The following is an 11,647-nucleotide window of genomic DNA, read 5'->3' as shown; positions in this document are numbered from 1 at the left end:
CCCGCACCTCTCGAAGGAGGACGAAAGTGACCATGATCGCTACCACGGTGGCCGAGGGCTTCCACTTCCTGGAAGCGCCGCGTTGGCGCGACGGACGGCTCTGGTTCTCCGATTTCTACGGCCACCGGGTCCATTCCATGCGCGCGGACGGATCCGACCTGCGGCAGGAGGCGTACGTCCCCGGGCAGCCCTCGGGACTGGGCTGGCTGCCCGACGGCCGGCTGCTGATCGTCTCCATGCGGGACCGCCGCGTCCTGCGCCGGGAGCCGGACGGCACGATCGCCGTCCACGCCGACCTCGCTGGCCACGCCAGCGGGTACGCCAACGACATGGTCGTCGACCCCAACGGGCGGGCCTTCGTCGGCAACTTCGGCTTCGACCTGATGGCCGGGGCACCGCTGCGGCCGACCGCCCTGCACCGGGTCGACCCCGACGGTCGGGTCATCCAGGTCGCCGACGACCTGTGGTTCCCCAACGGCAGCGTCCTCACCGCCGACGGCACCCTGCTGGTGGTGGAGACCTTCGGCAACCGGGTCACCGCGTTCACCGTGACCGACGACGGCGACCTGGTCGACCGTCGGATCTGGGCGCGGTTCGGGCCGTTGCCCGACGACCCCGACGTGGAACGGGCGCTGGGCCAGTTGCGGATCGCCGGGGACGGCTGCTGCCTCGACGCCGACGGGGGGCTGTGGATCGCCGACGCGACCGGAGAACGGCTCGTCCGGGTCGTCGCCGGCGGGACGGTCACCGACGAGATCCGCCCGAGTGCGTCGGTGTACGCCTGCGCGCTCGGCGGTGACACCGGCACCACGCTGTTCGCCTGTGCCGCACCGGACTTCCACGCCGACGCCCGCGCGGCCGCCCGCGAGGCACGGATGCTCGCCGTACCGGTCGCCGTACCGGCGGCCTGAACGGCGACCTCGCCGCGGCCATCGTGACCCACGTCTATGCTGTGCCCCGGCGGCCGCCACCCCGGGTCGCCCTTGCGTCCACAGCGGGTAGAGAAGCTTGCCACCCGCCGCGCCGGAGGTATCCACCGTGGAACTCAGCATCGTCGTCCCGTACTTCCGGCAGCGTCGATGCCTGGAGCTGACCCTGCGGTCACTGGCCGGTCAGCGACCGGACGCCGACGGCTTCGACGTCGTGGTGGTCGACGACGACTCCCGGGACGACGTCGACCAGCTGGTCGCCGCCTACCGTGACCGGCTCGACGTGCGACTCGTCCGCCAGCCGGTCAACCGGGGCCGGGCGGCCGCGCGCAACCGCGGTGCAGAGGAGGCGACCGGCGAACGGATCCTCCTGCTCGACGCCGACTCCATGGCCGACCCGGATCTGGTGGCCGGCCACGCCCGATTCCACCGGACCCGGCCGAATGACGTGCTACTGGGTGTCCGGGTCGAACACGACTGGCGGGCGGTGGCCGGCAGCACCGCGACCGCCGGGCCGCCGACGGTCGCCGCGTACCACACGGACCTGCGGTACCGGTGGGGCCTCGATCCGGCCACGTTCAGCGACGGGCCGGCGCCCTGGACCTTCGCCTACAGCCACAACATGTCGGTCCCGGCGGATCACTTCCACCAGATCGGCGGGTTCGACGAGCGCTTCGTCAAATGGGGTCACGAGGACATCGAGTTCGCGTACCGCCTGTTCGTGGCGTCCGCGCGACGGCCCGGCTACTTCCACTTCGACCCCACTGCTCGGTGCCACCACCTTCCGCACTTCCGCCACAACGCAACGAACTGGGCCGAAGCCAACCAGATGCTCCCGTACCTGGTGGGCAAGCACCGTACGCTCGAGGTGGAGTTGTACGAGGAGGGTCCGATGGGTGTCAACGCGGCCCTTCCGGTCTACCTCACCCGGCTGCAGACCCTGTACGGCGTCGCCAACCAGGTCGGTCTCGGCGAGACGCTCGACGCGTTGCGCCAGCCGCTCCCGCCCGGACGGCTGGGCATCGGCATCGGGCTGGCCGACCGGATGCCGCCGGCCGACGGTTCGGACGTGTTGGAGCATCGACCGGAGTCCGGCGCGGCGCCCGCCCTGATCGGGATCCGGCTGCCGTTCCCCGATCACCGCTTCGCTGACCTGCTGAACTTCGACGTGTGGCGGATCGCGTCGCCGGAGCACCTGTCCAAGATGGTCGTCGACGGTCTCCGGGTGGCGCGGACCATGTACCTGGGCGCGTCCCGGGAGGTGCCCGGCGGCGCGGACGTCGGTCTGATCGACTGCCCCGACTACCTCTGCGACATGCTGAGCGGATACGCCGAGGCCGACGTCGTCCACGACGGGGACCACGCCTGGGTGGTCCGGGTCCGCCGCCGGACCTGACACCCGGGCACGGGTCTCCGGGGCAGGGCCGGTACGCCGGCAATCGGGAAGGTGCACCGCGCCTCGCCCGGCGCGAGGGTCGGGCCGGTGACCCCACCCGTCGGCAGTAGGTCGCCGAGGCGATCTGCGAGGACCCGTGGAGCGGACAGCACAGCCGACTGCACACACCACGTCCGGTCGCCGGCCGGCGACCCCGACCGGTCACCACCCGGCGGGTTACGACGTCGACCGCGTCCGGGCCGATTTCCCGCTGCTGCACCGGCAGGTCAACGGGCACCCGTTGGTCTACCTCGACTCGGCGAGCAGCTCCCAGACCCCCCGTCAGGTCGTCGACCGGATGCGGCGACCCGCGCAGGTGCACAGCGCCAACGTGGGCAGCTCGGTCAACACCCTGGGCACCGAGGCGACCCGGGCGTACGAGGACGCCCGGTCCCGGGTCGCCGCCTTCATCGGCGGCGCGCAGACCGGGAAGATCGTCTTCACCCGCAACGCCACGGAGGCGATCAACCTGGTGGCGTACGCCTTCGCCGGCCCGCCGCCGCAGGGGCAGGGCACCGACGCGGCGGCCGGCGCCGACGGACCACTGCACCTCGGGCCGGGCGACGAGGTCGCCGTCACCCAGATGGAGCACCACTCGAACGGTTCGTCGCCGATCAGCCGGCCTTCCGCAGCCGGGTGCTGGACGCCGACGGCAGGCTGCTGCGGTACCTCAACGTGTGCGTCGACGACGACCTGGTCCCCCGGTACCGGTACCGGGGCTTCCCGTCCGGTTCCGGGCTCGCCGGCCCGACTGGACGGACGGGCGGGTGGGCGGAACCGACTCGGTTCCGCCCACCCGCCCGTCGACGTACCGGGGTCATGGGGGAATCACCCGGGCCGGACCCAGTGCATCCCGTCCGGCGACGGGACCAGGCCACCGTCGCGCATCGGCACCAGTTCGTCCTGATTGCCGCCGAGGGTGGCCTGTACCTGCAGGCGGGTGCCCTCCTTGAGCACGGACCGGGCCAGGGATGCCTGCAGCAGGTCACGGTCCTCGCCCGGCCGCTGCACCGGCTGGTCGACGATGTCGGCGAGCTGCCGCACCGCCGACACCTCCGTACCGGCACCGCCGCCCGCCGTCACCAGCAGTTCCTCCCGCCAGGTGGCGCCGCCGACGAGTTCCACGAACGACTCCAGCTCCGGCGCGGCGCTGCCGGTGACCCGCTTCGCCGACCAGAAATAGGACTTCTCGTCCTGGTTCATGTCGTAGAACGCGACCAGGAAGTCGTGGAACCGGGCGTACTCGGCGCGGTATCTCGCCTCGAACTCCGCGAACGCCTCGGGCTCCACGGCCGGGTCCCGCAGGGCGGTGTTGACCGACCGCGCCGCCATCATCGCGCTGTACGTGGCCAGATGCACACCGGAGGAGAACACCGGGTCGATGAAGCAGGCCGCGTCGCCCACCGACACCAGGCCCGGCCGCCAGAACCGGTCCTGCAGGTACGAGTAGTCCTTGCGGACCCGTACCTCACCGTACGGCCCGGAGCGGACCCGTTCGGCGTCGGACAGATAGTCGGCGACCAGCGGGCACTGCGCGATCAGGTCGAGCAGCGCCTGCTCCCGGTCACCCCGGACCCGGTCCAGCGCGTCGGGTCGCAGCACGGCACCGACGCTGGTCAGGTCGGGACCGAGGGGGATGTACCAGAACCATCCCGCGTCGAAGGCCGCCGCGAGGATGTTCCCCTCGTTCGGCGGTGGCAGCCGTTTGCCGCCGGTGAAGTAGCCGAACAGGGCAAGGTTGCGGAAGAACTCGGAGTAGTGCCGGGTGCCGACGCGGTTGCGCAGCCGACTGGTGTGCCCGGAGGCATCCACCACGTGCACCGCCCGTACCTCGTGCTCGGCTCCGGCGTCGTCGGTGTAACGCACCCCGACCACCCGCCCGTCGGCCTCGACGACGTCGTGCACGCCGCATTCCTCGCGGACCTCCACGCCGCGGCGCCGGGCGTTGTCCAGCAGGATCTGGTCGAACTTCATCCGCTCGACCTGATAGGCGGTGGCGGCACCGGCCGGGAACTTCGGCGAGATGCCGAATGAAAACGTCCACGGCTCGGCACTGGCCCCCCACCGGAACGTTCCACCCCGTTTGACGGTGAAGCCGGCCTGTTCGATGGCGTCCTCGGCACCGATCAGTCGGCAGATACCGTGCACGGTGGACGGCAGCAGCGATTCACCGATCTGGTAGCGGGGGAACTTCTCCTTTTCGAGCAGGAGCACGCGATGGCCCTGCATAGCGACGATGGTGGCGACCGTCGACCCGGCGGGGCCACCGCCGACCACGACCACGTCGACGCTCCGGTCCGTCCGGATGCTCAACTGGCACTCCCTTCACGCGTACTGCTGACGGCCTCGGCGTGCGCCGTGGCCTCGGTAAGGTCGACAGGGTCGGCACCGGCACGGGCAGCGCCGGCAGCGCCGGCAGCGACCGTATCGACGCCGACGGCGTCGACGGCCCGGTCCAGGTCGGCCTGGGTCATGGGGGTCCGTACCGCAAAGTCGATCCGCCCGGAGATCAGCGCGAGGTGGACCCGCGCCGCCCAGGTGCCGTCGGTCGTTGCCGCAGGGTCGGCGGGACGCCAGTCGGCGACCCGCAGGTCCGGACGGACCAGCACGCCCGCCGCGCCACGCGCCGCCGCACGTGCCTGGGCCACGAAGTCGTCGCCGCAGCCGGTCCACTCAGAACCGTGTGGCGGTCCCACCGGGACGAGGTCGGGGTTCACCGGCAGGCCGTCGGCCGGGTCGTCGGACAGAATCCGGTGCGGCGGCCGCAGCGCACCCCGCCGCAGCGGGACGGTGGCGGCGTTGCCCGTACCGCTTCCGTCGGGCACGGCCGGACCGGCCGTGCCGACCAGCGGTCGGCCGTCGAGTTGCTCGGCGAAGATCTCCCCGAGCAACGCCAGCGCGGCGGCACTGACCGGTGCCGGCGGACCGGGCGGGTTGCGTTCGTAGACGTCGACGGCGACCCCGGGCTGGGCCAGCCGTACCATCCGGGCCAGGAACAGTCCGGCCGGGCCGCCGCCGACGACCGCCAGTCGCCCGGTCCTCGCGAAGGTCCCCGCCATGTCAGTCGACACGCACCTCGGGTACGTACCGGATCCACCGGCCGCCCGACTGCTGGAACCGCTGCTCCTTCGCCATGATCTCGTCGGCGTGGTTCCACGCGAACAGCAGCGCGTAGTCCGGGTACGGGTCGGCGAACGCCTCCGGCGCACGCACCGGAATGTGTGAGCCGGGGACCAGCCGCCCCTGCTTGGCGGGGGTGGAGTCGCAGACGAACGGCACGAGTTCGGTGCCGATGCCGCAGTAGTTGGTCACCGTCGAACACTTGCCGGGAGCCCCGTAGCCGACCACCCGCTCGCCCCGGTCCCGGATGTCACGCAGCAGTGTCACGAGGTCGTCGCGGACCCGCCGCACGTGCGTACCGAAGCGGTCCAGGGTCTCCGGGGCCGACAGTCGACGGACCTGCTCGTCGCGCAGCAGGTGCGCGACGGCCGGGCGCGGGGTGCGGGTGCCGGCGCGGGCCAGGGTGTAGCGGATCTCGCCGCCGTGCAGCGGCGTGTGCTCGGCGTCTACCAGGTCGAATCCGAAGCGCTGCGCCATCGCGTGCACCGACGTCACACTGAAGTAAAAGTCGTGTTCGTCGTAGATCTGGTCGAAGGCCCGTCCCTCGATCACCGTGCCCAGGTACGGCTCCTCGAAGATGAACACGCCGCCGGGCGTCAGCAGCTCCGCCACGCCGCGCATGAGCGAGTCGATCCGGGCGATGTGGCAGACCGTGTTGGCGCCGAAGATCACGTCGGCGGGCCCGTGCCCGGCACGGATCGCGGCGGCGGTCCGCTCGTCGAAGAACTCGGTGACGACCTGGACACCTTTGCGCCGGGCGAGTTCCGCGACGGCGGTCGACGGCTCCACGCCCAGGTGCCGGACCCCGGCGGCGGCGACGTGTTCCAACAGCACACCGTCGTTGCACCCGATTTCGACGATGAACGGCGACCGGCCGGCCAATTCCGTCGCCAGCATCCGCTGCGCCTGTCGCGCGAAATACTGACGGTGCCCGGCGGATCCGGAAGCGTGATAGGCGTACCCGGAGTGGTACCGGACTCCCGGCGCGACGTCCTCGATGGACTGCACCATCGCGCATTCGTCACAGACGCCGACGGCGAGCCGGAAGGTGCGCTCCCGGTCCACCTCCTCCGGCAGCAGAAACCCGTTCGCGGTCGGCTGGTTGCCCAGGTCGAGGAACTCGCGGACCTTGCCCGCGCAGACGCGGCATCTGGTGTACATGCAGCCCAGGCTATGGGCGCGGAGACCGCCGGCGCTTCTTCCCGGATGCCGAAGTGCCGGCCGGGGCCGGCACGCAGAGAGATGCCGTACGAAAATGCAACACGAAACGATGGTGCGGTTGATCGATCATCGCCACCGTCGGGACCGGACTTCGGAGTGGACAATGCCGTTGAACTGCACCGTGGCCGTGATCGGCCTGGGTTATGTCGGATCGTGTATCGCCGCCACGCTCGCCACCCGTGGCGCCCAGGTCAGCGGTATCGACGTCGACCCCGGGCTGGTGTCCGACCTCGCCCGGGGCGAGAGCCGGTCCCATGAACCCGGGCTGCGCGAGACCCTCGCCGAGGCCCTGGCCGCCGGCCGGCTCGAGGTCACCACGGACATCTCCGTGGCCGCCGCCGCCGACGTGGTCGTCATCGCCGTCGGCACGCCGGTCCGCGACGACGGCAGCCTGGTCGACGACCAACTCCGCGCCGCCTGCCTGGCGCTGGCTCCGCAGATGCGCGCCGGCCAACTGGTGCTGCTCAAGAGCACCGTCCCGGCCGGCACCACCCGGTCGCTGGTGCGGCCGTTGCTGGAGTCCGGCGGCCGTACCGCCGGGGTCGACTTCTCGCTGGCGTTCACCCCGGAACGGCTGGCCGAGGGCACCGCGCTGGCGGACCTGGCGACCCTGCCGATCGTCGTCGGCGGGCTCGACGAGGCCAGCACCCGGGCCGCCGCCGACTTCTGGCGTCAGGCGCTGGACGTGGCGGTGCTGCCGCAGGACTGCCTCGAGGCCGCCGAGATCGTCAAGCTGGCGGACAACTGGTGGATCGACCTGAACATCGCGCTCGCCAACGAACTCGCCAAGTTCTGCGCGCTCTACCAGGTCGACGTGCTGGACGTGATCTCGGCGGCCAACTCGATCCCCAAGGGCAACGGGTCGGTCAACATCCTGATGCCCAGCGTCGGCGTGGGCGGCTCGTGCCTCACCAAGGACCCGTGGATGGTCTGGATGTCGGCCCGCCAGCACGGCCTGGACATCCGTACCGCGCCGGCCGGGCGCCACGTCAACGACGGCATGCCGGAGTACACCGCCGGGATCGTCATCGACGAGCTGACGGCCGCCGGCCGCGCCCCGGAGACCGCCACCGTCGCCGTACTCGGGCTGGCGTTCAAGAACGACACCGGGGACCTGCGGGCGACGCCGGTACGGGGCGTCGTCACCGCCCTGGCCAAGGCCGGCGCCCAGGTGCGGCTCTACGACCCGCTGGTCGACGGGGCGCAGGCGGAACGGGTGTTCGGCATCCGCCCTACGCCGGCCCTGGACGAGGCCGTCAGGGACGCCGACTGCGTGGCCGTACTGGCCTTCCACCGCGAGTTCGCCGACATCGACTTCGCCACGCTACCGGTCGCCCGCCCCTGCCTGCTCCTGGACGGGCGTGCCTACTATCCGAAGGAGACGATCGACATGCTGCGGGTACAGGGCTACCGCTACCGGGGAATCGGCCGGTGAGCGCGGCACGGGTGGTCGTCACCGGCGGCGGCGGGTTCATCGGCAGTCACCTGGTCGACGAACTGGTCGTCCGTGGCGACGAGGTGACGGTCTTCGACGGCGTCGCGCCGGGCGACCTCGAGACCAGGCCGGGTACGTCGGCCCGCCACGTCGTCGGCGACATCCGCGACGACACCGCGCTGAGCGGCGCAATCGTGCCCGGCGTCGACGTGGTCTACCACATGGCCGCGGTGGTCGGCGTCGACCAGTACCTGTCCCGCCCGCTCGACGTCATCGACATCAACTTTGGTGGAACCCGCGCCGTCGTCGAACGCGCCTGCCAGGTCGGTGCCCGGGTCGTGCTTGCCAGCACCAGTGAGGTGTTCGGCAAGAATCCGGCGGTGCCGTGGAAGGAGGACGGCGACCGGTTGCTCGGCCCCACCACCACCGACCGCTGGACGTACGCCACCAGCAAGGCCCTCGCCGAACACCTCACCTTCGCCTTCGCCCGTCAGCACGGGCTCGCCGCGACGGTCGTGCGCTACTTCAACGTGTACGGGCCACGGCAGCGCCCCGCGTACGTGGTCAGTCGCAGCGTGCACCGGGCGCTCAACGGACTTCCCCCGGTGGTGTACGACCAGGGGCGGCAGACCCGGTGCCTGACCTACGTCGCGGACGCGGTCGAGGCGACCCTCTCGGCCGGCACGGTGCCCGAAGCGGTCGGCCAGGTGTTCAACATCGGCAGCATGCGCGAGTCGACGGTCGCCGACGTGGTCGAGCTGGTCGGCCGACTGACCGGAGGCGGCACGCCGGCCGTCACAGTCGACACGGGCAGCCGGCTGGGTACGGCGTACGAGGACCTGCCCCGCCGGATCCCGGACAACACCAGGGCCCGGACGATGCTGAACTGGGACTGCGGCACCGCGCTGGAGACCGGGATCGCCCGGACCGTCGCGTGGGCGCGGGCGAACCCGTGGTGGCTGGCGGGTGGCGACACCGGCGCCGAATGAGGCCACAGCCCCGCCGTCGGGGTGAGGTCACGACACCGACGCCGGGCGCGGCGGCGTCACTGCTCGAAGATTGCCGCCATCTTCTCGAAGCACTGCACCGAGGTCGGTGAGGTCCACGTGGTTGCGCATCGTCGCCGGCATGTCCGGTGGCAGGCCGAGGTCGGTCGGGTCGGCGTAGGTGCCGGTCTTGTCGGCGAACTCGAGCACGTACTCGATCTCGTCGCCCTCGTGGCCCGGGTTGCGGCTCTCGTCGAGCCCGCCGTAGCGCCGGAAGGCCGCCAACGTCCGCCGCCGGTCGACCGGTTTGCGAATGCCGAACGTCTGCGCGACCTTGCTGGCCCGCCCGCCGACGTCCACCACGTACACGGCCCGCGCCTCGTGGGAGCCGCCGGCGTGTTCGTAGCGGACCCCGACGACCCGGTCGCCGTCGCGAACGAGATCGCGCACGGTCGCCTCGTGACGGATGGTCACCCCGTTCTCGCCGGCGAAGTCGTGCAGCAGCTTGTCGAAGTGCGACCGTTCGGTCTGGAAGGTGACCGGCTGGCGCCCCGGCCCCTGCCCCACGAAGGGGATCCGGCCGTAGCGACCACGCCGGCCGCCGCTGAACTCCGCACCGTGCTTGGCCGGGTAGCTCTGCTCCATCACCCGATCGAGCGCGCCGAGCTTGTCGAGGATCAGCATGGTCGGTGGCAGCATCGACTCGCCGATGTGGAACCGGGGAAGGCGGCGCCACCGAGTGACTCACCCGCGAAACTGCCCGGCCCGCCGTCGGGACCGCCCGGCCGCTACCTGGCCTTCTTCAGGCCCAGGTAGTGCGCGCGCTGATCCTTGTCGAGATGCTCGATCGCGTAGCGCAGCAGCGTCCGGGGCATGGTGGCGGCGTGCCGGTCGAGGAACGCCAGCAGTCGCGGCTGGTCCTGGTCGCCGGCGATGCGCAGCAGCCAGCCGGTGGCCTTGTGGACCAGGTCGTGGTCGTCGTGGACCAGGATGTCGGCGATCCGGTACGTGTCGTCGGTGTCACCGGAGCGTAGGAACGCCATTGTGGCGACGATCGACGTCCGGCGCTGCCACGGGTCGGCCGACTTGACCAGGTCGTACAGCACGTCTCGCGGCCTGTCCACGAGGTACGCGCCGACCACGTTCACCGCGCCGAGGTCGACCAGGTCCCAGTTGTCGATCCGGTCGTGCCGGCGCAGGTAGAGCTCGTACAGCTCGGCGCGGCGATCGTCGGTGGTCTTCTTCCGCGCGGCCTGCTTGGACATGATGCTCACCGCGCCGGCGCGGACCTCGTGGAGCGGGCTGTCGAGCAGCTTCTCGATCTCGTCCGGTGCCATCTCGATGAACTCCTTGGCCAGGGCGAACACCTGGCCCATGCGTACGCCCATGAACGTGTCGCCGTCGGCGTACTTGAAGTAGCGCTGGATCTTCCGCAACTCATCGTCGGAGCGGTGCGTCTCGAGTCTGGCCACGAACCGCTCGGCGGTGACGTCCGTCATGGTGGCCCTTTCGTTGATGGAGTCGGGTGTCGCCCTGCGACAGTGGCGTCGGCACACTGGCCGGTACGCCACGATGCCCGCGGGTGACTGTCCAGCTTGACACTCACCTGGTCAGCCGGTAGGAACCTACTAGTTATGAAAGCCCCTGGTTATGCTACCGACCAGACCGACCGTCTCGACGCGACGTTCGCGGCGCTGGCGGACCCGACGCGTCGGGCCATTCTCGCCCGACTGGCGATCGGCGACGCGACCGTCTCGGAGCTCGCGAGTCCGTTCGCGATGAGTCAACCCGCGATCTCCAAACACCTCAAGGTTCTGGAGCGCGCCGGGCTGATCTCCCGCCGACGCGAGGCGCAGCGCCGCCCCTGCCACCTGGAGGGGCAGCAGCTGCGAATGGTGGTCGACTGGCTGGAGCCGTACCGCAGTTACTGGGCGGAGAGCTACGACCGGCTCGAACGGCTCCTCGACACGCTGCAGGCCGACGACGACGGCACCGACCAATAGCGACCGGGAGGCGCACGACGTGACGACAGGATCCCTACGGGTGACGGCCCCGGCACCGACCGACATCGTCATGACCCGGACCTTCAACGCCCCCCGGCACCTGGTCTTCGACGCACTGACCAGGCCGGAACTGCTGCGCCGCTGGTTCGGCGCCCAGGGCTGGACAGTGGTCGAGTGCGAGGTGGACCTGCGTGTCGGCGGCCGGTGGCGGTTCGTCTCCATCGGCCCCGGTGACATGAAGATGGGCCAGGGCGGGGTCTACCAGGAGATCACCCGCCCGGAACGGTTGAGCTACACCGAGGCGTACGACGACCAGTGGGCACCGGGCGAGTCACTGGTGACGGCGGTCCTCACCGAACACGCCGGCAGGACCACGCTGACCAACACGCTGCGGTACCCCTCGCAGGAGGTCCGGGACATGGTCCTGACCACGCCGATGGAGCGTGGTGCCAGCGACAGCTTCGACCGCCTCGCCGAGCTACTGGCGTCGACCTGACCAGACCGGGCACCCCTGTGAT

The 11,647-nt window shown here is 70.9% G+C and carries 12 protein-coding genes; 7 read left to right on the top strand and 5 right to left on the bottom strand.

Going from position 1 to position 11,647, the window contains the following annotated elements:
- The first annotated feature begins 32 nt into the window (after positions 1-32).
- The 3 genes from O7608_RS09630 (at position 33) to O7608_RS32140 (ending at position 3,271) form a co-directional block, all read left to right on the top strand.
- A complete protein-coding gene (locus O7608_RS09630) occupies positions 33-911 on the top strand; it encodes an SMP-30/gluconolactonase/LRE family protein (RefSeq protein ID WP_289210843.1) in 879 nt (292 codons plus the stop codon).
- Between the two features lie 127 nt (positions 912-1,038).
- On the top strand, positions 1,039-2,325 hold the full coding sequence (locus tag O7608_RS09625) for a glycosyltransferase family 2 protein (protein ID WP_289209603.1): 1,287 nt from the start codon (positions 1,039-1,041) through the stop codon (positions 2,323-2,325).
- Between the two features lie 136 nt (positions 2,326-2,461).
- Positions 2,462-3,271, top strand: a complete 810-nt coding sequence (locus tag O7608_RS32140) for an aminotransferase class V-fold PLP-dependent enzyme (RefSeq protein ID WP_289209602.1) — start codon at positions 2,462-2,464, stop codon at positions 3,269-3,271.
- Here O7608_RS32140 and O7608_RS09615 read toward each other — a convergent pair.
- The 3 genes from O7608_RS09615 to O7608_RS09605 are packed head-to-tail and all read right to left on the bottom strand — an operon-like array spanning position 3,193 to position 6,645.
- Positions 3,193-4,677 (bottom strand): FAD-dependent oxidoreductase, encoded by a 1,485-nt coding sequence (locus O7608_RS09615; protein ID WP_289209601.1) that lies wholly within the window; start codon positions 4,675-4,677, stop codon positions 3,193-3,195. The two genes, O7608_RS32140 and O7608_RS09615, sit on opposite strands and share 79 nt — an antisense overlap.
- On the bottom strand, positions 4,674-5,423 hold the full coding sequence (locus O7608_RS09610; RefSeq protein ID WP_289209600.1) for a hypothetical protein: 750 nt from the start codon (positions 5,421-5,423) through the stop codon (positions 4,674-4,676). Before O7608_RS09610 ends, O7608_RS09615 begins: the two co-directional genes overlap by 4 nt.
- A 1-nt stretch (position 5,424) precedes the next feature.
- Positions 5,425-6,645: a class I SAM-dependent methyltransferase gene (locus tag O7608_RS09605; RefSeq protein WP_289209599.1), complete on the bottom strand. Its 1,221-nt coding sequence runs from the start codon at positions 6,643-6,645 to the stop codon at positions 5,425-5,427.
- A gap of 163 nt (positions 6,646-6,808) precedes the next feature.
- Between O7608_RS09605 and O7608_RS09600 the strand changes: the two genes are divergently transcribed.
- Together O7608_RS09600 and O7608_RS09595 are read left to right on the top strand one after the other, a co-directional pair.
- Positions 6,809-8,140 carry a nucleotide sugar dehydrogenase gene (locus O7608_RS09600; protein WP_289209598.1) on the top strand — a complete coding sequence of 444 codons (1,332 nt, stop codon included), beginning with the start codon at positions 6,809-6,811 and terminating at the stop codon, positions 8,138-8,140.
- Positions 8,137-9,129, top strand: a complete 993-nt coding sequence (locus O7608_RS09595) for an NAD-dependent epimerase/dehydratase family protein (protein WP_289209597.1) — start codon at positions 8,137-8,139, stop codon at positions 9,127-9,129. Before O7608_RS09600 ends, O7608_RS09595 begins: the two co-directional genes overlap by 4 nt.
- Positions 9,130-9,156: 27 nt before the next feature.
- On the opposite strand, the gene O7608_RS09590 is transcribed toward O7608_RS09595, so the two are convergent.
- The gene (locus O7608_RS09590; protein WP_289209596.1) at positions 9,157-9,825 is read right to left on the bottom strand and encodes an NAD(P)/FAD-dependent oxidoreductase; all 669 of its coding nucleotides are present in this window, start codon (positions 9,823-9,825) and stop codon (positions 9,157-9,159) included.
- Positions 9,826-9,914: 89 nt separating this feature from the next.
- Positions 9,915-10,625, bottom strand: a complete 711-nt coding sequence (locus O7608_RS09585) for a DNA alkylation repair protein (RefSeq protein ID WP_289209595.1) — start codon at positions 10,623-10,625, stop codon at positions 9,915-9,917.
- A 135-nt stretch (positions 10,626-10,760) separates the two neighbouring features.
- Between O7608_RS09585 and O7608_RS09580 the strand changes: the two genes are divergently transcribed.
- Both O7608_RS09580 and O7608_RS09575 read left to right on the top strand, forming a co-directional pair.
- Complete coding sequence (locus tag O7608_RS09580) at positions 10,761-11,129, top strand: ArsR/SmtB family transcription factor (RefSeq protein ID WP_289209594.1); 369 nt, start codon at positions 10,761-10,763, stop codon at positions 11,127-11,129.
- Positions 11,130-11,148: 19 nt separating this feature from the next.
- Positions 11,149-11,625, top strand: a complete 477-nt coding sequence (locus O7608_RS09575; protein ID WP_289209593.1) for an SRPBCC family protein — start codon at positions 11,149-11,151, stop codon at positions 11,623-11,625.
- Positions 11,626-11,647 lie beyond the last annotated feature (22 nt).

The sequence above is a fragment of the Solwaraspora sp. WMMA2056 genome, from assembly GCF_030345095.1.
Classification (GTDB): Bacteria; Actinomycetota; Actinomycetes; order Mycobacteriales; family Micromonosporaceae; genus Micromonospora_E.
This window is presented reverse-complemented; position numbering and strand designations above follow the sequence as displayed.

What these genes read in the sequence shown, in the direction of transcription:
- O7608_RS09630 (WP_289210843.1), top strand. Translation starts at nt 33, where the DNA reads ATGATCGCTACCACGGTGGCCGAGGGCTTCCACTTCCTGGAAGCGCCG.
- O7608_RS09610 (WP_289209600.1), bottom strand. Translation starts at nt 5,423, where the DNA reads ATGGCGGGGACCTTCGCGAGGACCGGGCGACTGGCGGTCGTCGGCGGC.
- O7608_RS09605 (WP_289209599.1), bottom strand. Translation starts at nt 6,645, where the DNA reads ATGTACACCAGATGCCGCGTCTGCGCGGGCAAGGTCCGCGAGTTCCTC.
- O7608_RS09600 (WP_289209598.1), top strand. Translation starts at nt 6,809, where the DNA reads ATGCCGTTGAACTGCACCGTGGCCGTGATCGGCCTGGGTTATGTCGGA.
- O7608_RS09590 (WP_289209596.1), bottom strand. Translation starts at nt 9,825, where the DNA reads ATGCTGCCACCGACCATGCTGATCCTCGACAAGCTCGGCGCGCTCGAT.
- O7608_RS09585 (WP_289209595.1), bottom strand. Translation starts at nt 10,625, where the DNA reads ATGACGGACGTCACCGCCGAGCGGTTCGTGGCCAGACTCGAGACGCAC.
- O7608_RS09580 (WP_289209594.1), top strand. Translation starts at nt 10,761, where the DNA reads ATGAAAGCCCCTGGTTATGCTACCGACCAGACCGACCGTCTCGACGCG.